At 30.6% G+C, this 23,879-nt stretch carries 23 protein-coding genes; 15 read left to right on the forward strand and 8 right to left on the reverse strand.

The features are described 5' to 3' along the window. Positions 1 to 17: 17 nt before the first annotated feature. On the reverse strand, positions 18 to 158 hold the full coding sequence (locus tag ACTF56_RS09350; RefSeq protein ID WP_438966638.1) for a hypothetical protein: 141 nt from the start codon (positions 156 to 158) through the stop codon (positions 18 to 20). 2 nt (positions 159 to 160) lie between these two features. Then, entirely contained in the window at positions 161 to 739 is a 579-nt protein-coding gene (locus ACTF56_RS09355; RefSeq protein ID WP_438966639.1) for a DUF1543 domain-containing protein, read from the reverse strand. A gap of 88 nt (positions 740 to 827) precedes the next feature. Between ACTF56_RS09355 and ACTF56_RS09360 the strand changes: the two genes are divergently transcribed. Next, on the forward strand, positions 828 to 1,334 hold the full coding sequence (locus ACTF56_RS09360; RefSeq protein WP_438966640.1) for a hypothetical protein: 507 nt from the start codon (positions 828 to 830) through the stop codon (positions 1,332 to 1,334). 71 nt (positions 1,335 to 1,405) lie between these two features. Here the strand turns inward: ACTF56_RS09360 and ACTF56_RS09365 are convergent, their stop codons facing one another. Beyond that, on the reverse strand, positions 1,406 to 2,350 hold the full coding sequence (locus ACTF56_RS09365; protein WP_438966641.1) for a TerC family protein: 945 nt from the start codon (positions 2,348 to 2,350) through the stop codon (positions 1,406 to 1,408). A 175-nt stretch (positions 2,351 to 2,525) separates the two neighbouring features. On the opposite strand from ACTF56_RS09365, the gene ACTF56_RS09370 reads away from it, so the two are divergent. The 4 genes from ACTF56_RS09370 to ACTF56_RS09385 all read left to right on the forward strand — a co-directional run bounded on the left by ACTF56_RS09370 (position 2,526) and on the right by ACTF56_RS09385 (position 7,800). Further along, a complete protein-coding gene (locus tag ACTF56_RS09370) occupies positions 2,526 to 4,715 on the forward strand; it encodes a glutamine synthetase III family protein (protein WP_438966642.1) in 2,190 nt (729 codons plus the stop codon). 88 nt (positions 4,716 to 4,803) lie between these two features. Continuing rightward, positions 4,804 to 5,556 carry an OmpA family protein gene (locus tag ACTF56_RS09375; RefSeq protein ID WP_438966643.1) on the forward strand — a complete coding sequence of 251 codons (753 nt, stop codon included), beginning with the start codon at positions 4,804 to 4,806 and terminating at the stop codon, positions 5,554 to 5,556. 58 nt (positions 5,557 to 5,614) lie between these two features. Next, positions 5,615 to 6,481: an OmpA family protein gene (locus ACTF56_RS09380; RefSeq protein ID WP_438966644.1), complete on the forward strand. Its 867-nt coding sequence runs from the start codon at positions 5,615 to 5,617 to the stop codon at positions 6,479 to 6,481. 140 nt (positions 6,482 to 6,621) lie between these two features. Continuing rightward, on the forward strand, positions 6,622 to 7,800 hold the full coding sequence (locus tag ACTF56_RS09385) for an AIR synthase related protein (RefSeq protein ID WP_438966645.1): 1,179 nt from the start codon (positions 6,622 to 6,624) through the stop codon (positions 7,798 to 7,800). Between the two features lie 96 nt (positions 7,801 to 7,896). Here the strand turns inward: ACTF56_RS09385 and lpdA are convergent, their stop codons facing one another. From lpdA to truA, 3 genes are all read right to left on the reverse strand, one after another. Then, entirely contained in the window at positions 7,897 to 9,285 is a 1,389-nt protein-coding gene (gene lpdA / locus ACTF56_RS09390; protein ID WP_438966646.1) for a dihydrolipoyl dehydrogenase, read from the reverse strand. 299 nt (positions 9,286 to 9,584) lie between these two features. Further along, on the reverse strand, positions 9,585 to 11,339 hold the full coding sequence (locus ACTF56_RS09395) for an ABC transporter ATP-binding protein (RefSeq protein ID WP_438966647.1): 1,755 nt from the start codon (positions 11,337 to 11,339) through the stop codon (positions 9,585 to 9,587). A gap of 64 nt (positions 11,340 to 11,403) precedes the next feature. Beyond that, entirely contained in the window at positions 11,404 to 12,141 is a 738-nt protein-coding gene (gene truA / locus ACTF56_RS09400; RefSeq protein ID WP_438966648.1) for a tRNA pseudouridine(38-40) synthase TruA, read from the reverse strand. Positions 12,142 to 12,260: 119 nt separating this feature from the next. Between truA and ACTF56_RS09405 the strand changes: the two genes are divergently transcribed. Continuing rightward, a complete protein-coding gene (locus ACTF56_RS09405; protein WP_438966649.1) occupies positions 12,261 to 12,755 on the forward strand; it encodes a metallophosphoesterase family protein in 495 nt (164 codons plus the stop codon). Positions 12,756 to 12,836: 81 nt separating this feature from the next. Continuing rightward, positions 12,837 to 13,301: a hypothetical protein gene (locus ACTF56_RS09410; protein ID WP_438966650.1), complete on the forward strand. Its 465-nt coding sequence runs from the start codon at positions 12,837 to 12,839 to the stop codon at positions 13,299 to 13,301. Positions 13,302 to 13,384: 83 nt separating this feature from the next. Here ACTF56_RS09410 and ACTF56_RS09415 read toward each other — a convergent pair whose 3' ends face one another. Then, complete coding sequence (locus ACTF56_RS09415; RefSeq protein WP_438966651.1) at positions 13,385 to 13,795, reverse strand: DUF4293 domain-containing protein; 411 nt, start codon at positions 13,793 to 13,795, stop codon at positions 13,385 to 13,387. A 185-nt stretch (positions 13,796 to 13,980) separates the two neighbouring features. On the opposite strand from ACTF56_RS09415, the gene rho reads away from it, so the two are divergent. From rho to ACTF56_RS09430, 3 genes are all read left to right on the forward strand, one after another. After that, positions 13,981 to 15,696: a transcription termination factor Rho gene (gene rho, locus ACTF56_RS09420; RefSeq protein WP_438966652.1), complete on the forward strand. Its 1,716-nt coding sequence runs from the start codon at positions 13,981 to 13,983 to the stop codon at positions 15,694 to 15,696. A 157-nt stretch (positions 15,697 to 15,853) separates the two neighbouring features. Beyond that, on the forward strand, positions 15,854 to 16,690 hold the full coding sequence (locus ACTF56_RS09425; RefSeq protein ID WP_438966653.1) for a CvfB family protein: 837 nt from the start codon (positions 15,854 to 15,856) through the stop codon (positions 16,688 to 16,690). A gap of 18 nt (positions 16,691 to 16,708) precedes the next feature. After that, the gene (locus ACTF56_RS09430; protein ID WP_438966654.1) at positions 16,709 to 17,692 is read left to right on the forward strand and encodes a YheT family hydrolase; all 984 of its coding nucleotides are present in this window, start codon (positions 16,709 to 16,711) and stop codon (positions 17,690 to 17,692) included. A 20-nt stretch (positions 17,693 to 17,712) separates the two neighbouring features. Here the strand turns inward: ACTF56_RS09430 and ACTF56_RS09435 are convergent, their stop codons facing one another. After that, positions 17,713 to 18,720 carry a hypothetical protein gene (locus tag ACTF56_RS09435; RefSeq protein ID WP_438966655.1) on the reverse strand — a complete coding sequence of 336 codons (1,008 nt, stop codon included), beginning with the start codon at positions 18,718 to 18,720 and terminating at the stop codon, positions 17,713 to 17,715. 289 nt (positions 18,721 to 19,009) lie between these two features. Here ACTF56_RS09435 and ACTF56_RS09440 point away from each other — a divergent pair, with 289 nt between their 5' ends. From ACTF56_RS09440 to ACTF56_RS09460, 5 genes are all read left to right on the forward strand, one after another. Continuing rightward, positions 19,010 to 19,786 (forward strand): class I SAM-dependent methyltransferase, encoded by a 777-nt coding sequence (locus ACTF56_RS09440; RefSeq protein WP_438966656.1) that lies wholly within the window; start codon positions 19,010 to 19,012, stop codon positions 19,784 to 19,786. Between the two features lie 108 nt (positions 19,787 to 19,894). Then, complete coding sequence (locus ACTF56_RS09445) at positions 19,895 to 20,797, forward strand: carboxypeptidase-like regulatory domain-containing protein (RefSeq protein WP_438966657.1); 903 nt, start codon at positions 19,895 to 19,897, stop codon at positions 20,795 to 20,797. A 255-nt stretch (positions 20,798 to 21,052) separates the two neighbouring features. Beyond that, on the forward strand, positions 21,053 to 21,523 hold the full coding sequence (locus tag ACTF56_RS09450) for a hypothetical protein (RefSeq protein WP_438966658.1): 471 nt from the start codon (positions 21,053 to 21,055) through the stop codon (positions 21,521 to 21,523). A 741-nt stretch (positions 21,524 to 22,264) separates the two neighbouring features. Beyond that, a complete protein-coding gene (locus ACTF56_RS09455; RefSeq protein ID WP_438966659.1) occupies positions 22,265 to 23,116 on the forward strand; it encodes a hypothetical protein in 852 nt (283 codons plus the stop codon). Positions 23,117 to 23,118: 2 nt separating this feature from the next. Continuing rightward, positions 23,119 to 23,568, forward strand: coding sequence for a hypothetical protein (locus ACTF56_RS09460; RefSeq protein WP_438966660.1), 450 nt, complete (start codon positions 23,119 to 23,121; stop codon positions 23,566 to 23,568). Positions 23,569 to 23,879: the final 311 nt, after the last annotated feature.

Genomic DNA, 23,879 nt, shown 5'->3' on the forward strand with positions numbered 1-23,879 from the left:
TTTAAAACCTGTCAGGTTTAATTTTTCTCTTCATTAAATTTTCTAACAATAGCTTTTAATTTTTCAGCACGAGCCACTTTTTTAGCTTTTGCTTTGTCTTGCTCTTTGTGCAGTTTATCGTTGTGTTTCTTGATGTTTTTTTCATTGTTTCTTCCCATAATTATAAATTTAAGGTGTTTTTTTTGTCTAGTTTTAGATAACCAATATGTCTTTCATCTTCAATTCCATTTTCTATTTTAGTGATTTTTAATTGAAATTTTGATTTAATATCATCCGATAAAATGTCGTTAACTCTATAAATATCATCTACATCTATTCCAAATTTATCATCAATATGAGAAGCTCCAGCTCCTTCAAAACCACAATGTTTAAAGAAAGTGGTTTTTTTACTGTTTTTGATTGCAGCAGCTTTGTTTTTTGCTACTGTTAAAACTTTGTAATGATATTCTTCAAATTCATTTTCCTTATAACCTCCAAGATTGATGAAAAATAGCTTTTCATTAGTTGTTATTTCTTCACATCTATCCACAACTTCTATAGAAAAGCCATCGATAAAAGTTACTTTTTGCCAAGCGTCAATATGAATTTTACCTTTAGCTTCTGTCCAAAATTGTTTCATATTTGGAATTAATTCAGCTAAAGATTTTCCAATGCCAAAAAAAATATCATGTTGCTCAGTAAGTCTTCCTTTTGGTCTACAGCCCAACATGACCATGTATAAGTAATTTGGTTTTTTCATGCTTCAAAAGTACAATTTTTTGTTAAATAAAAAGTTTGGCACGGCAATTGAATGTAGTTTTACATCATTAATCTTTAAATATAAAATCATGAAAAAAATTACTTTAGTTTTAGCTTTTATCGGGATGATTTCGCTAAATAGTTGTACCATAAATGATGTGCAGGATACTGTTGATTATGATACTATTGCAGAAGTTTTTGAGGTTACCACTTCTTTTTCATCTGGAAACAATTACAGTAGAATTGTGTCTTTTAATCCACCAATTTACAATTCAGATGCGGTTTTGGTATATCATTTATACGATGTTGTTAATGGTTCTGATGTTTGGAGATTAATGCCTCAAACCTATTACTTTGATAACGGTGTTGAGTTAGATTATAATTTTGATTTCACCACTTTTGATGTAAACTTATTTTTAGATTCAAATGTAAATTTAGGCTCTTTTTCATCAGCTTGGTTACAAAATCAAACGTTCAGAATAGTTGTAGTTCCTGGTTATTTTGCTAAAGGTGCTGCTCCAATTGATTATAACGATTATGATGCTACAATAAATGCATTTGGTTATAAAGATGCAAAAATCATTGATTTAAAATAAAATTTAATATAGTTTGTTTGGTTAGTTTAGTTTGTTAATAAAGAGGTTGCTGGGAAGTGACCTCTTTTTTATTAACTAGTTTTATCTTTATGTAGCGAATAGAAAATTCCAACTAACAATGATAAAGCAATAAAGCCTAGTGAAGTCCATTCAGGCAATTCAATATAGTCATGAGCAAGCATTTTAATTCCTACAAAAGTTAAAATGGCAATTAAACTATATTCCAAATAACTAAATTTTTCTAACATATTAGCTAAAAAGAAATACATAGATCTTAAACCAAGTATTGCAAAAATATTAGAACTAAATACTAAAAACCCATCTGAAGTAATAGCTAATATTGCAGGAACGCTGTCCATTGCAAAAAGTACATCCATTAATTCAATAACAATTAATGCTACAAATAATGGTGTTGCAAATAAGATGTTTCTTTTCTTAACAAAAAAATGTTCACCTTCCATGTGCAAGGTAATGGGCATTATTTTTCTTAAACTTTTATATACAAAAGATTTTTTTGGATTAAATACTTCTTCATCTTCTTTCTTAAATAGCATTTTTGCAGCAGTGAAAATTAAAAAAGCTCCAAAAACATAAGTCATCCAAATGAACTTATTGATTAGCATAACTCCAAAATAAATCATTAAACCTCTAAAAATAATAGCCCCAAGAATTCCCCAAAACAAAACTCTGTGTTGGTATTTTTGTGGAATTTTAAATGACGAAAAAATAACTGCAATTACAAATATATTATCAACACTTAAGGAAAGTTCAATCAAATAACCTGTGATAAACTTTATGGAAGCCAATGAAGGTGATAAGTTAGAAGGATTTTCAATATAATTATTGGCATATATCCAATAGATTACACCAGAAAATATAAAAGATATTGTAACCCAAATTGCAGTCCAAATTCCAGCTTCTTTACTGCTTATGATGTGAGGATTTTTATTAAAAACACCCAAATCAAGAGCTAAAAAGAAAAAAATAGCAGCTAAAAACAATACCCAAACTATCATATATGTATCAATTTAATTTACAAAGATATAATATTACTGTTATACTACAGAATTCTTATTATTTTATAGTAATATTAATTTTACCCTAAAAAAATAGGGGTAAAAATATTTTTATTTGATTTTTTGTATATATTTGCAGTGTAATAAAAGGGTTTAATATAAAATAACATTAATTATGTCAACAATTCGTTTTAATGCACTTGAAAAAGCTACTTCTAGAACACCAGTTAAGGTGGAAGAATTAGATAAAAAGTCAACTATTTTTGCTAGCAACGTTTTTAACGAAAAAGCAATGCGTAAGTTTTTAACTTCAGAAGGATTTAAAGCAGTTAAAAGTGCTACACAACATGGAACAAAAATTGACAGAAAATTAGCCGATTACATTGCAATGGGAATGAAAGAATGGGCTCTTTCAAAAGGAGTTACTCATTACACACATTGGTTTCAGCCTTTAACAGGTGGAACTGCAGAAAAACATGATGCTTTTTTTGAGACTTCATTTGATGGAAGTGATCCAGTTGAAAAATTTGGCGGTGATCAATTAGTACAACAAGAACCAGATGCCTCTTCTTTTCCAAATGGTGGAATTAGAAATACTTTTGAAGCAAGAGGTTATACGGCTTGGGATCCAACTTCACCAGCATTTATTTTTGGAACTACATTATGTATTCCAACCGTATTTGTTTCTTACACAGGTGAAGCTTTAGATAACAAAGCACCTTTATTAAGAGCTTTGAGTGCTATAGATGAAGCTGCAACTGATGTGGCTAAATATTTTGATAAAAATGTAAAAAAAGTTACTCCAACTTTAGGTTGGGAACAAGAATATTTCTTAGTGGACAAAGCATTAGCTAATTCTCGTCCAGATATTATGGCTACAGGTAGAACTTTATTGGGTCATACTGCTGCAAAAGGACAACAATTAGATGATCATTATTTTGGTTCAATTCCAACTCGTGTTTTAAATTATATGAGAGATTTGGAAAACGAATGTATGTTGTTAGGAATTCCAGTAAAAACACGTCATAACGAAGTGGCTCCAAGTCAGTTTGAATTAGCTCCTATCTTTGAAGAAACTAATTTAGCTGTAGATCACAACTCTTTATTGATGGATGTAATGCAAAAAGTAGCTGAACGTCATGATTATAAAGTTTTATTTCATGAAAAGCCATACAAAGGTGTTAACGGTTCGGGAAAACATAACAACTGGTCTTTAGCAACTGATACAGGAATAAATTTATTAGCTCCAGGAAAAACTCCGATGAGTAATTTACAATTCTTAACTTTCTTTGTAAATACTATTAAAGCAGTTCATGATAACGAAGAATTATTAAGAGCTGCAATCGCTTCTGCAAGTAATGATCATAGATTAGGAGCAAATGAAGCACCACCAGCAATTATTTCAATTTTTATTGGTGATCAATTAACAAAAGTTTTGGCTGAGTTAGAAGGTGTGACTAAAGGGAAACTTTCTCCAGAAGAAAAAACAGACCTGAAATTAAATGTTGTTGGAAAAATTCCAGATGTATTGTTAGATAATACAGATAGAAACAGAACATCTCCATTTGCTTTTACAGGTAATAAATTTGAATTTAGAGCGGTAGGTTCTTCTGCCAATTGTGCTACTTCAATGACTACATTGAATGCCATGGTAGCTAAACAATTACAAGATTTCAAAAAAGAAGTAGATGCTTTAATTGAGAAAAAAGATTTAAAGAAAGATGAAGCTATATTTAACGTACTAAGAGAATATATCAAAGCTACAAAAAACATCTTGTTTGAAGGTGATGGATATAGTGATGCTTGGGAAAAAGAAGCTAAAAAACGCGGACTAAGCAATCATAAAACTACTCCAGAAGCTTTAAAAGCTAAAGTTTCTAAAAAAGCAATGGATTTGTTTGAAGCTTTAGGAGTTATGAATCATGTTGAAGTAGAGGCTAGATACGAAATTGAGTTAGAAGAATACACTAAAAAAATTCAAATTGAAGGAAGAGTTTTAGGTGATATTGCTCGTAATCATGTCGTACCAACAGCTATTAAATATCAAAATACATTAATTGAAAATGTTAGAGGTTTAAAAGATATTTTTGGTAAAGATTTTGAAAAAGTTGCCAAAGAACAAATAGTAATGATCAAAGAAATTTCGGCACATATTGAAGGGATTAACTCAAATGTTGATAAGATGATTGAGGAACGCAAAAAAGCAAACGCATTAACAGATATGGAAAAAATGGCCGCTGCATATTGTGATAAAGTAAAACCTTATTTTGAAATTATCAGAGAACATGCGGATAAATTAGAGTTACTGATTGATGATGAAATGTGGACATTAACTAAATACAGAGAATTATTATTTATTAAATAATACTTATTTTTAAAGTTGTTGAAAACCTGTTCTTAATTGAGCAGGTTTTTTTATATATTTATAAAATCAAAATTTTCAACTTTTTAGCATGAATAAATTATTTCTTTTTTGGTTGTTATTTTCTTTAACAGCCCTTTCTCAATCAAAATTTACGGTTTATTTTGACACCGATTCGTATCAATTAAATCAAGAGGAATTAGTGAAATTAGATGCTTTTCTTAACGAAAAATCAATGAAAATTACTAAAGTTATAGGTTATTGTGATTCTAGAGCAAGTAATTCTCATAACGATTCGCTTTCCTTAAATAGAGCTAATTTTGTAAAAAATGTGATAGAAAAACTAACGAATCAAAAAGATTTTTTAGTAGAGGGTAAAGGCGAAAATTTCAAACAAGATGTAGATTTAGCAAAAAACAGGAAAGTTGAAATTTATTACAAAGAAGTCCTTTCTGAGATGACAACTGAAATTTCAGAAGGTAAAAAAGGAGATAAAATTATTCTTAAAAACATGAATTTTTATAACCATTCGGGAAGTATTTTGCCAAAATCACTGCCTGTTTTAGAAGAATTGTTGGAAATATTGAGCAATAATCCCAAATTAAAAATTGAAATTCAAGGTCATATTTGTTGTCAAACTATTGAACAAGCTGAGAAAATTGAAGATATTGCTTTGGTGAGAGCTTATGCCATTTATACTCATTTAATTGAAAGCGGAATTTCTAAAGACAGATTACGTTATAAAAGTTTTAAAAGTTCTAAACCAATTTATGCTATTCCTGAAAATAATGAAGAAGAACGAGATGCCAACAGAAGAGTTGAAATAGAAATCATAGAAAACTAACTTTGGCACGTTTTTTATAGTATTAAGATATATCCCATTTAAAATCAAACTACTCCTAATGAAATCATTTTTTTCTCTTTTTCTTCTTTTTTTTACATTTACAACTTATGCTCAAGAACAATTTGTGGTTTATTTTGATAGCGATCAATTTGAACTTACTAGCAAAGAATCTAAAAAATTAGAAGATTGGATGGCAGTGCATTCAAAGGATAAAGTTGTAGCTATTAATGGTTATACTGATGAAGATGGTTCTAGTGCCTACAATGATACTTTAGCAAAAAAAAGAGTAGACTTTGTGTTTAATATAATTAAAGAAAATGTTCCTTTTAGAGCCGATTTTAAAAGTCGAAGTTTTGGAGAAAATTTTAATCAAGAAAAAGATAAGGCAAAAAACAGAAAAGTAACGATTTACTTTATCGAAGAAAAAGATTTGATAAGAGAAAATGAAATTTTAGGTATTGAAGAAAATGAAATTGCTGTCGATACGAGTACTACCGAAATTGTTGAGGTGGAAGAGGTAATTGATGATAATGCTCCTCTACAAGATAAAATCATTAAAACTAAAGTTGGAAAAACCGTCATTATTGAAAACATCAATTTTCATTACAATTCATTTGCTGTGATGAATGAATCTAGACCGGTAATGTATGAACTTTTAGATATTATGAGAAAATATCCTAGGTTGGTTATTCAAATTCAAGGTCATGTTTGTTGCAATACCAATCCAGAAGACAAATATTCTTTAAAACTTTCTAAAGAAAGAGCCAAAGCCATGAAATTATTTTTAGTGGCTAACGGAATTCCAGCTCAAAGAGTTTCTTTTGAAGGTTTTGGTGCTTCTAAACCTAGATTTGCAATACCAGAAAAAGATGAATCTGAGCGAAAAGCCAACAGAAGAGTAGAGATTTTGATAGTCAACAAATAGAATCATGTTTTTCTTTCCACTATTTTCCAAAATTAAAAAATCAGTAATTCAAAAATCTTCATTACAAACATCCATAACTTTTTCATTAGAATATAGTATCAGAATTTCATATATTTGCAATCCACACAACAAACAACAAAATGAGTTCGGATACCAGTCAACGTTACAATCTTCGTGGAGTTTCTGCTGCCAAAGAAGACGTTCATAATGCCATAAAAAATATCGATAAGGGTCTTTTTCCTAAAGCCTTTTGTAAAATTATTCCCGATTATTTAACTAATGATGAAGCTTATTGTATTATTATGCATGCTGATGGTGCTGGTACAAAATCTTCTTTAGCGTACATGTATTGGAAAGAAACTGGAGATATTTCTGTATGGAAAGGAATTGCTCAAGATGCTTTAATAATGAATATTGACGATTTACTTTGTGTTGGTGCAACAGATAATATTTTACTTTCATCTACTATTGGTCGTAATAAAAATTTGATTCCTGCCGAAGTTTTGTCAGCTATTATCAATGGAACGGAAGAGTTGATTGCCGAATTAAAATCTTTTGGAGTTACCATTCATTCTACTGGTGGAGAAACTGCAGATGTTGGTGATTTGGTTAGAACCATAATAGTCGATTCAACAGTTACAGCTCGTATGAAAAGAGAACTTGTGATTGATAATGCCAATATTAAACCAGGAAATGTTATTGTAGGATTATCTAGTTCTGGACAAGCTTCTTACGAAAAAAGTTATAATGGTGGTATGGGAAGCAATGGTTTAACTTCAGCCCGTCATGATGTTTTTCATAAGTATTTGGCTGAAAAATATCCTGAAAGTTTTGATGCTTCTGTACCTTCTGAGTTGGTATATTCAGGAGCAACTAAATTAACGGATTCCGTTGAAAATAGCCCTATTGATGCCGGACAATTAGTACTTTCTCCAACAAGAACTTATGCGCCAATTATTAAAAAGATTCTAGACAAATATTCACCAAAAGAAATTTGTGGAATGGTGCACTGTAGTGGTGGAGCGCAAACGAAAGTCTTACATTTTGTAGATAATGTTCATGTAATTAAAGATAATTTATTTCCAATTCCGCCTTTATTCAAATTGATACAAGAACAATCCAAAACCGATTGGAAAGAAATGTATCAAGTATTTAATTGCGGTCACCGAATGGAATTATATGTTGATGCAAATATAGCAAACGACATTATTGAAATTTCAAAATCGTTTAATGTTGATGCTCAAATTGTTGGTAGAGTAGAAGCCAGTGCAACTAAGAAATTAACCATTACAAGTGAATTTGGAACTTTTGAGTATTAGTTTTTTAAGTTCTTCCCAGCTTTTAGAATACTAGATTCAAAAAAAAAATCCTCAACAAATTGTCAAGGATTTATATATTTCTTAATTCTGAATTTATTAAAGGTGAATCACTTCTCCATAAGCATCAGCTACAGCTTCCATTACTGCTTCACTCATGGTTGGATGAGGATGAACCGCTTTTAAGATTTCATGTCCAGTTGTTTCTAATTTACGAGCTACAACAGCTTCTGCAATCATATCGGTTACACCAGCACCAATCATGTGACAACCTAACCATTCACCGTATTTAGCATCAAAAATTACCTTCACAAAACCATCTTTTGTTCCAGAAGCACTAGCTTTTCCAGAAGCTGAGAATGGGAATTTTCCAATTTTCAACTCGTATCCTTTTTCTTTGGCTTGTTTTTCTGTTAAACCTACAGAAGCAATTTCTGGAGTTGCATAAGTACAACCCGGAATGTTTCCATAATCTAATGGTTCAACATGCATTCCTGCTAACTTTTCTACACATAAAATTCCTTCAGCTGAAGCCACGTGTGCCAAAGCTTGACCTGGAGTTACATCACCAATGGCGTAGTAACCAGGAATATTTGTTTGGTAAAAATCGTTCACTAAGATTTTATCTCTATCTGTAGCAATACCAACATCTTCTAGTCCGATGTTTTCAATATTTGTTTTGATTCCTACAGCAGAAAGTAAGATGTCTGCTTCTAAAACTTCTTCTCCTTTTGCAGTTTTTACTGTTGCTTTAACTCCATTTCCAGAAGTGTCTACTTTTTCTACAGAAGAGTTTAGCATGATTTTTACACCAGCTTTTTTCATAGAACGTTCCATTTGTTTTGAGATATCTTCATCTTCAACAGGAACGATATTTGGCATAAATTCAACAATAGTAACATCAGTTCCCATTGCATTATAAAAATGAGCAAACTCAACACCAATAGCACCTGAACCGACTACAATCATAGTTTTTGGTTGCTCGGGTAACGTCATTGCTTGTCTGTATCCAATTACTTTTTTACCATCTTGAGGTAAATTAGGCAATTCACGAGAACGCGCACCAGTTGCAATAATGATGTTATCTGCACTATATTCAGTAATTTTTCCGTCTTTATCAGTAACGTCAACTTTTTTTCCAGCTTTTAGCTTTCCAAAGCCATAAATAACGTCAATCTTGTTTTTCTTCATTAAGAATTGAACCCCTTTGCTCATTCCATCAGCAACGTCTCTTGAACGTTTTACAACAGCACTAAAGTCTTTGTCAAATGAATCTACTATTAAACCATAGTCTGAAGCATGTTTTAAATAATCAAATACTTGAGCTGATTTTAGTAGTGCTTTAGTTGGAATACATCCCCAGTTAAGGCAAATTCCTCCTAAATTTTCTTTTTCTACCACAGCAACTTTAAAGCCTAATTGTGAAGCTCTAATGGCAGTTACATATCCACCAGGACCACTACCTAAAACTATAATATCGTATTTCATTTTTCGAGAGTTTATTTATTATTGTGATAAATGCAGTCGCAAAAGCTAGTGTCATTTTTTTTGAATTATTTAATTTATTTAAAAAATGAAGCCGCAAAAGCTCGTGTCATTTGTATATAATTTTCTTTATTGAATAACGTTTGCGAAATTATGGAAATTATTTGTAAAGAACAACTGTTATTTTTTGAGGTTAAAAAGGTTATGAGGTTATAAGGTTTAGAAACAAAGTACTCTACTTTTTGATGTTTTTTTCTCGCAATCCCTTTTAACCCTTTAACCTCATAAACTTTTAAACTTTTTTATTCCACTTTAGTTTCAAATTGGGCTTCATATAAATTTTTATAAAAACCAGAAGTTTTTGCCAATAATTCGCTGTGTGTTCCTTGCTCTACAATCATTCCTTTGTCCATTACTATGATTTTGTCTGCATTAATAATTGTAGCTAATCGGTGAGCAATTACAATGGATGTTCTGTCTTTTGTAATGGTTTCTGTTGCCTTTTGAATTAATTCTTCAGAATAGGTGTCAATGGATGAAGTGGCTTCATCTAAAATTAGAATGCTTGGATTGCTGACATAAGCTCTTAAAAAAGCAATAAGTTGTCTTTGTCCTGACGAAAGCATTACTCCACGTTCTTTTACATCATATTCGTAACCGTTAGGCAAGGTCATTATGAAATCGTGAACTCCAATTTTTTTAGCAGCACTAACTACATCTTCTCTAGTGATTTCTTGGTTGTATAAAGTTATGTTGTTGTAAACAGTATCTGCAAATAAAAACACATCTTGAAGTACCACAGCAATTTGCATTCTTAAACTTTCTAAAGTGTAGTCTTTAATATCAATTTTATCAATTTTAATAGTTCCCGAATTTATTTCGTAAAAGCGATTTAATAAATTGATTATGGTTGTTTTTCCTGCTCCAGTGCTTCCTACGATGGCAATAGTTTCTCCAGGATTGATTTCTAAATTAATTCCTTTTAAAACTTCTTCGTTTTCTAAATATCCAAATCTAACATCCTCTAAACTTATTTTTCCTTTAAAATTTTCAGCTACAAGGGTTCCTTTATTTTGAATTTGACTGTCTGTTTCTAAAATTTCAAAAACCCTTTCAGAACCAATAATTCCCATATGTAATACGTTAAATTTATCTGCAATTTGTCGTAAAGGATTGAATAACATCGTAATGAAAAGAGTATATGCAAATAAATCACCTATAGAGGTCATTGTTTCTCCATTAAGTATAGAAAATCCTCCGTACCAAATGATAACTCCCAAAGTCAAAGACGAAACAATATCTGCAATTGGGAAAAATATAGAGTTATAAAGTATGTTTTTTAACCAAGCTTTATTGTGTTTTTGATTGATTTCTTTAAATTTTTCAAACTCAATAGCTTCTCTGTTAAAAAGTTGCACAATTTTCATTCCGGTCAAACGCTCTTGTACAAAAGTATTTAAGTTGGAAATTTCGTTTCTAACTTCATTAAAAGCGACTTTCATTTTCTTCTGAAAAATATTCGTCGCTACTATTAGAAAAGGCATGGCTAAAACAACAATAAGTGTAAGTTGCCAATTCATGTAAATCATAATTCCTAAAATTACAATCATTTTTAGCAAATCACTCACAATCATAAATAACCCTTGACTAAAAATACTCGCAATAGATTCTATATCTGAAACTGAACGCGTGACAAGTTTACCCACAGGCTCATTGTCAAAATATTTCATTTTAAAAGCTGCAATATGATGGAATAATTTTTCTCTAATATCTTTAATAATATCTTGTCCAAGCCAATTCGCCCAATACGTAAAAAAGAATTGTGTCAGCACTTCTAGAAGTAAAACAATTCCCATTAGTACGATATAAATTAGCAAGCCACTTTCATCCTTTGGATCGATATAATTATCGACTGTTTTTTTTAGTAAAAAAGGTCTTGCTGCGGCAAAAATAGATAAGGAAATAGCCCAAACAATTACCCAAATAAACCTTGATTTATAGGGTTTTGCGTAGGCAAGTACTTTCTTTAAAGATTTGGTTTTTATTTTATTTTTCATATAATGCTGAACTTATTTCAGTATCTGTTTTCCGTTGGCAAAAGCCGAACGACAATTTATTTTTCTAACTTCTAAAAGGATATTCGATAGCAACTAAAAATAACCCATGAGCAGGTACTGAAAATCCTGCTTTAGAACGGTTTTTACTTTCTATAATTACTCTAAATTCTTCCAGAGTTGTTTTTCCGTTCCCAACATTAATCATCGTACCTACAATTGCTCTAACCATATTTCTTAAAAATCGATCTGCTTTTACAGTGAAGATTAATTGATTGTTTACTCGTTTCCAATTTGCCTCTGTAATTGTACAATTAAAAGTGTGAACATCCGTATGAACTTTTGAAAAACATTCAAAGTCAATATATTCAAAAAGAATTTGACAAGCTTTATTCATTTGGTCCACATCCAATTGCTGAAAATAGTACCAGCTTGTGTCTTCTAAAAAAGCATCTTTAAAAGTATGAATGTAGTATTCGTAAGTTCTTGACTTTGCATCAAACCGAGCATGAGCTTCCTTTGAAACCTCAAAAATATTATAAATTACGATATCTTTTGGCAAATAGGCATTCAGTTTTGGAATCCAATAAGAAGTGTCAATAACATCTGCAACATCAAAATGAGCGAACATTTGCTTGGCATGAACACCCGAATCTGTTCTTCCTGCACCAACAATTTCAATAGATTTGTCTACCAATAATTGCATGGCTTTTGTCAACGTTTCTTGTACAGAAGTAGCATTAGGTTGTGTTTGAAAACCGTGATAATTTTTACCGTGATATGAAAATTCTATGAAGTATCTCATTCTAGAGGTTAAAAGGTTATGTGTTTAAAAGGTTATAAGATTTCTCACATAGTCAGCAAAATTACAAAATTCAGCAGCAATGACAATTTCAATTTAAATAATTAAGCTATTTTTGTGATATGATTAAGATATTACTGCTTTCCGACACACACAGTCATATAGATGACACCATTTTAAAATACGTTCATCAAGCAGATGAAGTTTGGCATGCAGGTGATATTGGAAACTTGGTAGTGACGGATGCAATTAAGAAAATTAAACCGTTGCGAGCTGTTTTTGGTAACATAGATGATGATAAGGCACGATTAGAATTTCCACTAAACAATCGTTTTATGTGTGAAGATGTTGATGTTTGGATTACGCATATTGGTGGTTATCCTGGTAAATACAACCAAGCAATTAGAGATGAAATTAGCAGTAATCCGCCCCAACTTTTTATTTGTGGTCATTCCCATATTTTAAAGGTACAATTTGATAAAAAATTAAATCTGTTACACATGAATCCCGGAGCAGCTGGAAAATCGGGATTCCATCAAATTAGAACTATGTTGCGATTTGTGATTGATAAGGATAAAATTAAAGATTTAGAAGTGGTTGAAATAGGAAGAAAATAACTTTTATGATAAAGTTTTATTAAAGACCTTGATTTTGAGCAATATATGTTGTAAATTATAACAAATTAAAAAAACAACATTATGAAAAAATCATTTACAATTCTAATTTTATTTTTCACTTTATTATCTAACGCTCAAGATAAAATAGCGTTGCCTTTTGTGGTACAATCTAATTTTGATAAAGAGTTTAAAGATGTTTTAGATTTAAGTTGGTCTATTTTTTATAGAGGAAAAAACAATAATGATCTAAGATTTGAAGCTGAATTTTTAAAAGGAAATTCAAAATATCTTGTAAGTTATTCAGAAGATGGTGCAATTAAAGCAATTGAAAAAAGTATTTCCGTAAACTCATTAAATGAAAATATTACTAGTTATTTAATAGATAATTACCCTTCATTTGAGTTAAACCAAGCTTCGTTTATTGTAAAAGAAGAAGATAAAGTTTTTTATAATGTCGCAATTTCCGATGATACCAATTATTTTATTTTAGTTTTTAATGAAAAAGGCACCTTCATGTATTTAACAACCCTAATGGAAAGAATGTAGTTATTGCATTCATTTTAGACCACAAAAAAACCCGAAACTTTCGAATCGGGTTTTCTTCGCACTAATAAACTAAGATGATAGGTTTATCTTAATCGATCCACAGATTTTACGAGATCTTCGTCCTTTTTAATAGCTTTGTTGGCCAAAACTAGTAATAAGATAGAAAATAAAGGAACAAACATCGCAATACCTTTCTCAGAAACTTGCATTTCTCCAGATAAACTTAGCGTTCGATACACAAATAATCCTATTAAAATAAAGTTCAATATGATATTCAATCGGTTTAAAACAAATTGATTTTGTCTATTTTTAAATAATAAAATACAAATCAACGACATTACAGTTGATAATCCAAACAAAACTATATAAACAACATCGCTTGTCATAAAAACAGGTTGCTTTGCTGCATTCTTCCAAATAGGAAAAAAGAAAGGTACTACACCTGTTAAAAGCGATGCCACAAATAAATATAGAGATTGTATCCTTTGAATCATTTTTTATGGTTTATTTGCCAAAATTAAGTTTTCTTTTTTTAAAATACTATTGTTTTGTAGTAAAAAAATTGTATTATTGCACAACAAAATCGTAATCACTTCATTTACGAAAAGTTATATTACTTTCTTACATAGAAAAATTTAACTAGTATTCCACAAAAAACTAATTTTACCCAAAAACATTTATGTTTGATATTGAAAAATTAAATGAGATGAAACTCTCTGATTTGCAAGAAATAGCCAAAGTTGCAAAAATCAAAAAAATAAGTAGCTTAAAAAAAGATGAATTAATTTATCAAATATTAGATCATCAAGCTATGAATCCACTTCCTACAGAAATTGTAGAAGCAAAAACAAAAGAAGTTGTAAAGCCAACTACTAGTGCAAAACCCAAAGCAACTCCAAAAGCTAAGGCTGCACCAAAACCAAAAGTAACTCCTAAAGTAACAGCGGCAAATACAGCAGGTATTGCTGAAGAAAAGCTTGAAGCAAAAGGGATTGCAAAAGCACCTGAAAACAAATCTGTTAAAACAGTAGTAAAACCTGTAAAAAAGGAACCTGTAAAAGAGGATGCTCCTGCAAAAGAAGAAGCGGCAAAGCCAGAAAAGAAAGGCCCACAATTAACAGAGGAACAAAGAAGAGCTATTATTGAAAAAGCCAATCAAAACAACCCGAACCATCCAAGTTATATTGGTCCAAAGGTTGCAAATACCGAAGCACCAGTAAAAAAAGAAGTAAAAGCACCAGCTCCAAAAAAGAATAATTTTAGAGAACCCGATTATGAGTTTGACGGAATTATTGAAAGTGAAGGTGTTTTAGAAATGATGCCTGATGGTTACGGATTTTTACGTTCATCGGATTATAATTACTTAGCGTCACCAGATGATATTTATTTATCAACTTCACAAATTCGTTTGTTTGGATTAAAAACAGGAGATACTGTAAAAGGAGTAGTTCGTCCTCCAAAAGAAGGAGAAAAATTCTTTCCATTAGTGAAAGTATCTAAAATTAATGGTCATGACCCGCAAGTAGTTAGAGATAGAATTTCATTTGAACATTTAACGCCAATTTTTCCAAAAGAGAAATTTAATTTAGCAGAAAGAGGTAGCACTATTTCTACAAGAATTTTAGATTTATTTGCTCCAATTGGAAAAGGACAACGTGGAATGATTGTTGCGCAACCAAAAACGGGTAAAACAATGTTATTAAAAGACATTGCTAATGCTATTGCAACCAATCATCCAGAAGTATATTTAATAGTTTTACTTATTGATGAAAGACCTGAAGAGGTTACCGATATGCAACGAAGTGTAAAAGGAGAAGTTATTGCTTCCACTTTTGACCGTGAACCTCAAGAACATGTTAAAATTGCCAATATCGTTTTAGAAAAAGCAAAACGTTTAACCGAATGTGGTCATGATGTAGTCATCTTATTAGATTCTATTACTCGTTTGGCTAGAGCTTATAACACGGTGCAACCCGCTTCAGGAAAAGTGTTAAGTGGTGGTGTTGACGCCAATGCTTTACAAAAACCAAAACGTTTCTTTGGAGCAGCACGTAATGTTGAAAATGGAGGTTCATTAAGTATCATCGCAACTGCATTAACAGAAACAGGTTCTAAAATGGATGAAGTAATCTTTGAAGAATTTAAAGGAACTGGTAACATGGAACTTCAGTTGGATAGAAGAATTGCCAACAAACGAATTTTCCCTGCTATTGATTTAGTTTCCTCAAGTACACGAAGAGATGATTTACTTTTAGATGAAAATACCATTCAGAGAATGTGGATCATGCGTAAATATTTAGCAGACATGAATCCTGTAGAAGCTATGGATTTTATAAATGATAGATTCAAGAAAACGAAAAATAATGAAGAATTCTTAATTTCAATGAATAATTAGGAAGTGTTTAGTGTTCAGTTTTTAGTACTCAGTACTCTTTAAACCGAATAAAATTTATATAAAACTCTCATTGATTTGGGAGTTTTTTTTATACTAAATTTCCAAACCTTTTAAACTCTTAAACTTTTAAACTAACTTTGCTCAAAATAAATACAAAATGCTACAATTAGGACAATTCAATACCTTAAAAATACTTAGAGATACACAAGTCGGATTATTTTTAGGTGATGGTGAAAACGAAGCACATGACGTTTTACTTCCCAATAAATATGTACCCAAAGAATTTTCAATTGGTGACGAAATTACGGTCTTTGTATATTTAGATCATGAAGAACGACCTGTAGCAACTACGCTAAAACCTTACATTAAATTAAATGAATTTGCCCATTTAAAAGTCAATTACATCAATAAATTTGGTGCTTTTATGAATTGGGGATTGGAAAAAGATTTGTTTGTTCCTTTCAAAGAACAAGCACGTCCAATGGAAGTGGATAAGCGTTATTTGGTATATTGTTATTTAGATGAAAAAACGAATAGGTTAGTGGCAACAAGCAGAACCAATAAATTTTTGTCCAATGACAATGTAACTTTAGAAAATAATGAAGAAGTAGATTTAATTGTTTCGCACATTACTGAAGCAGGAATCAATGTTATCATTAATGAAAAACACAAAGGGTTGGCTTATGCTAATGAAACTTATGACGACATAAAACCAGGCAAACGAATGAAAGGCTACATTAAGCAAGTTCGTGAAGATGGAAAAATTGATGTTTATTTAAGAAAAGTTGGAGTAGAAGCTATTGAACCCAATTCGCAACAAATCTTGGACGAATTAAAAGCCAACAGAGGATTTTTAGGTTTAAATGATAATTCACATCCTGAAGACATTAAAACGGTTTTGAAAATGAGTAAAAAAACGTTCAAAAAAGCTGTAGGAAATTTATACCGTCAAAAATTGATTGAAATTAAAGAAAACGGAATTTATTTAGTTTAAAGCTTAAATGAAATAAATATGCCCTATTTCAGCCGTTCAAAATATGACGCATTAATTCCTTTTTTTCATAAAAACGCCCATTTTTCGACCATTTACGCAGCAAAATTTAAAACATTTGCTGCACCAAAATACACTCGTGAACAACTCGAATTAAAAGATGGTGATTTCTTAACGGTAGATTATAAACTGCAGAATCACCATAAAACGGTTATTTTATGTCACGGATTAGAAGGCAATTCGCAACGAACGTACATCAACAGTTGTGCGGATTATTTTTTAAAAGAAAATTTTTCAGTATTTGCTTGGAATAATCGCAGTTGTGGTGGATTTATGAATCGATTGCCTCAATTATACCATCATGCTTCTATTGAAGATTTAGATGCTGTCATTCAATTTGCTTTAAGTAAAAAGAGTCAAGAAATTTACTTAATTGGTTTTTCATTAGGTGCTGGACAAGTGCTCAATTATTTAGGAAGACATTCAGAAATACATTCTCAAATTAAAGCTGGAATAGCTATTTCTGTTCCCGTTGAAGTAAAAGCTTGTGCAGAAGCCTTAAAAAAAGGGTTCAATCAAATTTATATGAAAAACTTTGTACTGGATTTGAAAAAGAAACTTCATATAAAAGCGGCAATGTTTCCCAATTTAATGCCTTGGGAAAACATCAAAAAATGCAAAGATTTTGATTATTTAGACGATCATTTTACTGCACCCATGCACGGTTTTGCCGATAAAGAAGAGTACTACAATAAAGTGTCACCAGCACGAAGCTTAAACCATATTACTTTACCAGTATTAATTCTTAATGCTTTTGATGACCCTTTTTTAGGACCAGGTTGTTTTCCTACAGCAACAGCTCAAAATAAAACCAACATTCATTTAGAAACTCCTAAATATGGAGGACATTGCGCTTTTCCTGTTAAAAATTCTAACTATTCTTATGCAGAAATTAGAGCTTTAGAATTTATTAAATCCATCCAAAAAATAAACCGTAACACTTAATAGCATTACGGTTTACTAATTTAATTTTTGATTTGCAATCCAAACTGATACCCTGCAATAGTGCTCGTGTTATGGGTGTTGCTTATCAAATTAATCTCTGTTAAAGTATTGGTATTAACTCCAAATCCGTCAGAACTACTTAAATAGTAAATTCCTGTATTTGGATCTACAGCTGATGAAATTCTACTAAAATCTACTGCATAAGTTGTAATTGGAATTAGAGACTCTGAACCAGTTAATGTAATGGTTGCAAAATCATCGGGTGTACCCCAAGTTAGGGAGTGACGTTTGGCAGCATACAGTTTTCCTGAATAAAATTCTACTCCATTATAATCAATTCCAGACGACCAACCTGAAACAGGTACATTAGTCAAACTGTTGGTAAGAGTATCAAAAGTGAATAGTTTTCCTTTTAAAATAAAATAGATTGTAGTTCCATTTTTGGTAAAATTAGAAATCGTATCCGACATGATGCCTATACTTGGCAATACAACAGGAACACCAAAAGAAGTTGGAACACCAGCAATTAAAGTTTTGATTTCTCCGCCATGCACTACGTATAATTGACCGCCAACATATTCCATAGCTAAAATATATGATGAGGTTGAACTCCCTGGCGGTGCAATTAAATAACTGGTAGGAACAGGAACAGCAGGTGATGTTAAATCATAAATAACTACAGTTTCACCCAAAGCTACAGCATATTTTTTATTGATATTGTCATAAGCAGAACACTGATGCGTCATTGTGGTTTGGGCTAATAATCCTGCAGGAGAAGTGATAGGGTCTAAAGATCTTAAATTTATAAAACTTGGAAAAGAAGCTATAGTGCCAACAGTATTTCCGGAAAGTAGATTCCATTCATTGCAGGCATTATCGGTAGAAGAAGCACTAATACTTAAAAGTTCTAAGGTTTCATTTTGATTTTCATTAGGATTGTCGTTTTGATTTTCATTATCACAACTAAGAGCGAAGAAAACAAGTGTTGCAAAAAAAACAGTTTTGAAGGTTGGATTTAGATTTTTCATTTGGATATAATTTTAGAGTTATTATCCTCATATCAAATGAGTTTATAAATTGTTACCCATTATACAAAAAAAAATAAATTAGTTCGTCTTTCTGACACCAAAAAATCCATCAAATCAGCTGGTCATAGTTCAAAAAGCAAAACCAATAAAAAGTTGTTTCAAGTAACAGCAATTTCAAAGATTATTCCGATTTTTACACAAAGAATCTTTTGAATTTGTAAAATCAAGGTTAAAATGAACGCACAAATACATTCTTAAAGTCACAACAACGTTATTAAAAAAATGAATTTTGGAAGATAAAACAAACACTAAATACAAAGTTGGAGATTTGATTTATGATGCCAACTTATACGATGGATTAAATACGTTTCTTACAGATTTACAGTTTTATAAAAAATGGATGCCGACAAATAAAGAAGCTCAAGTACTAGAACTTTGTTGTGGAACGGGCAGACTTACGCTTCCTCTTGCAAATGAAGGACTTCACATTTGCGGTGTTGATAATTCAAAATCCATGTTAAAACAAGCAAATTTAAAAGCCCAACAGGAACATTTAGATATAGATTTTATAGAAGCCGATATTCGAACTTTAGCACTACCTAATAAGTATGATTTAATTTTTATTCCCTTCAATTCGATTCATCACCTCTATCAAAATCAAGATTTGTTTGATACCTTTAGTAGCGTAAAAAAACACCTTAAAAAGGAAGGTTTATTTCTTTTAGATTGCTATAACCCAAACATGCGCTATATAATTGAAGCCGAAAAAGTACAAAATAAAATAGCATCATATACAACCACCGACAATAGAAAAGTAGTAATTGAGCAAACTATGAAGTATGAAAATGCAACCCAAATTAATAGAATTCAATGGCATTATTTCATAAATGACAAATTCCATTCGATACAAAATTTAGACATGCGAATGTATTTTCCGCAAGAATTAGACAGCTATTTAAAAACTTCTGGTTTTACGATTATTCACAAGTTTGGAAATTTTAACGAAGAAACATTCAACAATGAGTCGGAAAAACAAATAATGGTTTGCAAATACAAAGGAAATTAGATGAAAAGCAGGATAGCAATATTTAACCTCTTACAAAACATTTAATGCAGCTGTTCAATGGGATCAAATTCATGATGAAACAAAATGTACATTTAAAATAATAAGATTATGAAATTAACTATGTGTATACAATTTCTATTTCTTTTTCCTTTATTTGCGTTCAGTCAAGGTCAAATAAAGTTTAGTACTTTAGAATATAATCTTCCACCTGTATCCATTGGGCAGACTACCACTTTAAAAATTCCTTTCTCCAATATTGGAAAGGAGCCCTTATTAATTACAAAATGTCAAAGTTCTAACGCAACATCTACTATTGAACACCATAAAAAACCAATTCTTCCAAATCAGTCAGATACTTTAAACGTCAAAATTTTGAATAACGCAGTGGGTAATTTTCGACACTCATTTACGGTTGCTGTAAATAATCAGGAAAACGAAAATGTGATAAAAGTTAACATAAATGTTTTTGATCTTAAAGTGTATGGGAAAGTTTTAAATAAAAATAATGGAGAACCTTTACCTTTTGCAACAGTGAAAATTGACAAAAACACAAGAGGTACAACTACTGATTTTGGCGGAAAATATTACCTAAATGCTTCTTCAAATGATACTTTAGTTTTTAGTTTGGCAGGAATGAAAACGAGAAAAGTTAAAGTGGATAGGGAAGAAGTCAACATTCAATTAGAAGAAATAGAACGAATTAAAGAGGTTGAACCGCCAATTACTCAAAATAAAGTCTCAGATTATTCAGTAAAAACAATTCCAGACAATGAAATTCTTAAAGAGAAAAAAGTCATTGGAAAAATTATTGAAAAAGCAACTAATGAATTAATTTTTGGTGCGATTATAAAAAATAAAAAAACAGATACAGAAACCTTTAGTGATGTTTATGGCAAGTTTGAAATTACGGCATCATTTAATGATATTCTGGTTGTTAATTTTTTTGGATTATCTGAAAAAGAAATTAAAGTAACGGACAACAATTATTATGAAATTTATTTAGAAAAATAAGTTTCAAAAAAACAGGTATGATAGTGAGCAAAATCTTTTTAACTTTTTATCACTACCAATACGAACCAATTAAGTGCTAAATGCTTATTGCACTATAATAGCTTAGAATTTGTAATAATTATTCCATTAAAAATTATAAATTTGTAGAATCAAAACAGTGCGCCAATACTGTTGATTATCAATATTATAATATTTTGAATATAAAAAACGTTATCACTTTACAAACTATAAAAAAAACAACTAAAAACACAAATCATGAAAAAAATAAAAACAATTAAATTCAGCATGGCAATAGCGTTATTGTTTATTTTAACAACATCGTCTATGTGTACTAACGATGATGATAATGCTACAAATAATTCAAATCCGGCAGAAGTGATTGCAATTGTAAATAATGGTACTTGGCGCATTACCTATTATTTTGACAACAACCAAGACGAAACCAATACTTTTAACGGCTACAATTTTACATTTGGAGCAAGCAATGCATTAACAGCAGCCAATGGAACCAACACCTATGCAGGAACTTGGTCTGTAACCAACAGTAATAGTAACGATGACAGTCCTGGCGATTTAGATTTCAATATTGCGTTTAGCACACCAGCACAATTTCAAGAACTTACAGACGATTGGGAAATAATTGAAACTTCATCTACTGTAATCAAGTTAAGAGATATTAGTGGTGGAAATGGCGGTACAGATTATCTAACGTTTACTAAAAACTAAAACTACTTTTGTTATTTTTTTTAACTACTCTACTCATTTTTAATTACTAATAGTAGCAAAAGTTCAATTTACAAGGCGAAGCAATTTAGTATTGTTTCGCTTTTTTTTTATAGCTGCACTACCCATAATTTTAATTAACCTTTATAAATTTTATTTTCCTCCTTTGTATATTTTCAATTGCTGTACAGAAATTAATTATTTTCCCTAGGGAAATTTATGTCATTGCCCTAGGGAAATGATATAAATGCCCTAGGGAAATGACATAAATGCCCTAGGGAAATTAAAATTATGATGGTGACTGTTGGAAAATATAAACAAGTTGAAAAAATAAACTTTGTTGAGATTTTAAGATTTATGCATAAATTAAGAAATTAACGACTACAGAGTTTCACTTTTAGAAACTAATTGTAGGTGCATGTTCATTTCTCTAATTTTTACAAATAGTTTCTTTTAGTATGAATTAATAATAATGTGAAGCTAAAATGCTTTACATACAAGATTAATTATGTAACAGTAGCCCAAAAACAACTATGATCTATACCCATTTAAGTAACAATAGTTTAAAAAAAATAAAAAATCCTTTTGATGTTTAAAATTTTTAATTTAAGTTTGATAACTTATCAAAAATAAACGAAACAAAAACATGCAAAACATTCGCCAATCTTGCCCATACGGCATTAATGTAGTCCCAAAGTTTCGCATATAAACGAGTTGGCAATAATTATGAAAAAACCGAAATAAATGGATGACAAACTGATTAATTTTCATATTTATAGGTATCATCTTTTACCTATCGAAACCGCTAATAGACAAATTGACTTATTTGAAGACAAAAAATTCACAATTGACGAAATCAAGCAAAGGAAAAACGAATTTTTTGGAAAGGTTTTAGATAGTCTCGTTGATTCCAAAAATAATAACCATCCATTAAAACTTGAACATAATGAAGTTGACCACTACCTTTTTAAGTTAGCTCAAAAAAAGACTACTACGATAACTCAAAATTTTGAGAATTTAGTAATTGATGACGAACCATATGTTAACGTCATTTTCAATAATAAATCAGACGTGCAAAAAATTGCTATAAGCGATAATAGCGATGCGTTTAGCAACCCTGACGTAGTTAAAAATATTTTAAAAAAAGTGTTTAGAAAAGACCTTGAAAAATTCGGTCTTAACATAGAATTAGAGGCACTTTATGACAAAGTAGAGTTTTGGAGTTATGTTGGGAAACATCAAAAGGAAATTACTTATATAAATTTTGAGTTTATTAAGCCTAATCTTGCAAACATTTCAAGTAGTTTACCTAAAGTATTTAAGAACTTTGCAGACAACACAAATAGTCACGAAAGTCACATTACAATAAAAGCCCCAGAAAAAGGAACATTAGAAAATATTTCTAAAGACAACGAAAATATAAAAGGTTTAGTTGACTACACTTCAGAAGGAGCAGGAAGCATCAAATTAAAAGTTAAAAACATAAGAAAACAATTAAATACAAAAGAAAATCCTGTTATCTTACAAGTAAAAGAACTTGATATTGAAGGACCAGCTGAACAAGTAATTAAATTGTATAAAACCATAGTTGAATAATATTGAATACTATAAAAAACATATCGTTTTATATTGTTCTTGGAATAATAATCACTTTCCTTGGGAAGTTTTTGGAGTCTGATTTTTTATTTATATACCTAAAAGAAAATATAATTGGATTACTATTGACCCTTTTAGCTATTAATACAGCGACTTTAGGCTTAATTGCTTCTAAAATTCAAGACATTGTAGTTGATTATCCAAAATTTGACTTTTCATCGACAATTAAGGAAATGAAAACATCACTTTTAGAACAAATAATCCTAATTTGTTCAAGTGTAGTTACACTTTTACTTTTAGATAGTAATAAAATTGATTTTTCATATAAGACAGATATTGGAAATGTCATTTTGACTACAGTACTGATTTATTCAGTTAATATACTTTGGGATACAGGAAAAGCTGTTTTTATAGTGATAGAGGAATTACAAAATATGAATAAAAATAAATAACTATTGCCAACAATGTATAACCGCAATTACGGCGGATTCGTCTACGTCCGAATCCACTCGGAATTACTAAAGTCTGTGCCAAACCGAAAATTAACGCATATTAACCCGTAACTGACGGTTATACTAGACCGTCAGGCTGTGAAAAAACCTTATTTTCTTCCAAATTACCAATTTCAATAACGCGATACTTTCAATTTAAGCTACGTTAAATTTTAATGTATTTTGAGTAGTTCTAAAAATGATTTGAGCTAAAAACAGCTTTATATAGGTCGTTTTTGCAAAAAGCCAAGCCTTTCTCTTGTAAGGCGAGT

The organism is Flavobacterium sp., from assembly GCF_965657075.1.
Taxonomy (GTDB): domain Bacteria; phylum Bacteroidota; class Bacteroidia; order Flavobacteriales; family Flavobacteriaceae; genus Flavobacterium.

Coding starts and splice junctions, on each gene's coding strand:
- ACTF56_RS09350 (WP_438966638.1), bottom strand. CDS start 158: ATGGGAAGAAACAATGAAAAAAACATCAAGAAACACAACGATAAACTG.
- ACTF56_RS09355 (WP_438966639.1), bottom strand. CDS start 739: ATGAAAAAACCAAATTACTTATACATGGTCATGTTGGGCTGTAGACCA.
- ACTF56_RS09360 (WP_438966640.1), top strand. CDS start 828: ATGAAAAAAATTACTTTAGTTTTAGCTTTTATCGGGATGATTTCGCTA.
- ACTF56_RS09365 (WP_438966641.1), bottom strand. CDS start 2,350: ATGATAGTTTGGGTATTGTTTTTAGCTGCTATTTTTTTCTTTTTAGCT.
- ACTF56_RS09370 (WP_438966642.1), top strand. CDS start 2,526: ATGTCAACAATTCGTTTTAATGCACTTGAAAAAGCTACTTCTAGAACA.
- ACTF56_RS09375 (WP_438966643.1), top strand. CDS start 4,804: ATGAATAAATTATTTCTTTTTTGGTTGTTATTTTCTTTAACAGCCCTT.
- ACTF56_RS09380 (WP_438966644.1), top strand. CDS start 5,615: ATGAAATCATTTTTTTCTCTTTTTCTTCTTTTTTTTACATTTACAACT.
- ACTF56_RS09385 (WP_438966645.1), top strand. CDS start 6,622: ATGAGTTCGGATACCAGTCAACGTTACAATCTTCGTGGAGTTTCTGCT.
- lpdA (WP_438966646.1), bottom strand. CDS start 9,285: ATGAAATACGATATTATAGTTTTAGGTAGTGGTCCTGGTGGATATGTA.
- ACTF56_RS09395 (WP_438966647.1), bottom strand. CDS start 11,339: ATGAAAAATAAAATAAAAACCAAATCTTTAAAGAAAGTACTTGCCTAC.
- truA (WP_438966648.1), bottom strand. CDS start 12,141: ATGAGATACTTCATAGAATTTTCATATCACGGTAAAAATTATCACGGT.
- ACTF56_RS09405 (WP_438966649.1), top strand. CDS start 12,261: ATGATTAAGATATTACTGCTTTCCGACACACACAGTCATATAGATGAC.
- ACTF56_RS09410 (WP_438966650.1), top strand. CDS start 12,837: ATGAAAAAATCATTTACAATTCTAATTTTATTTTTCACTTTATTATCT.
- ACTF56_RS09415 (WP_438966651.1), bottom strand. CDS start 13,795: ATGATTCAAAGGATACAATCTCTATATTTATTTGTGGCATCGCTTTTA.
- rho (WP_438966652.1), top strand. CDS start 13,981: ATGTTTGATATTGAAAAATTAAATGAGATGAAACTCTCTGATTTGCAA.
- ACTF56_RS09425 (WP_438966653.1), top strand. CDS start 15,854: ATGCTACAATTAGGACAATTCAATACCTTAAAAATACTTAGAGATACA.
- ACTF56_RS09430 (WP_438966654.1), top strand. CDS start 16,709: ATGCCCTATTTCAGCCGTTCAAAATATGACGCATTAATTCCTTTTTTT.
- ACTF56_RS09435 (WP_438966655.1), bottom strand. CDS start 18,720: ATGAAAAATCTAAATCCAACCTTCAAAACTGTTTTTTTTGCAACACTT.
- ACTF56_RS09445 (WP_438966657.1), top strand. CDS start 19,895: ATGAAATTAACTATGTGTATACAATTTCTATTTCTTTTTCCTTTATTT.
- ACTF56_RS09450 (WP_438966658.1), top strand. CDS start 21,053: ATGAAAAAAATAAAAACAATTAAATTCAGCATGGCAATAGCGTTATTG.
- ACTF56_RS09455 (WP_438966659.1), top strand. CDS start 22,265: ATGGATGACAAACTGATTAATTTTCATATTTATAGGTATCATCTTTTA.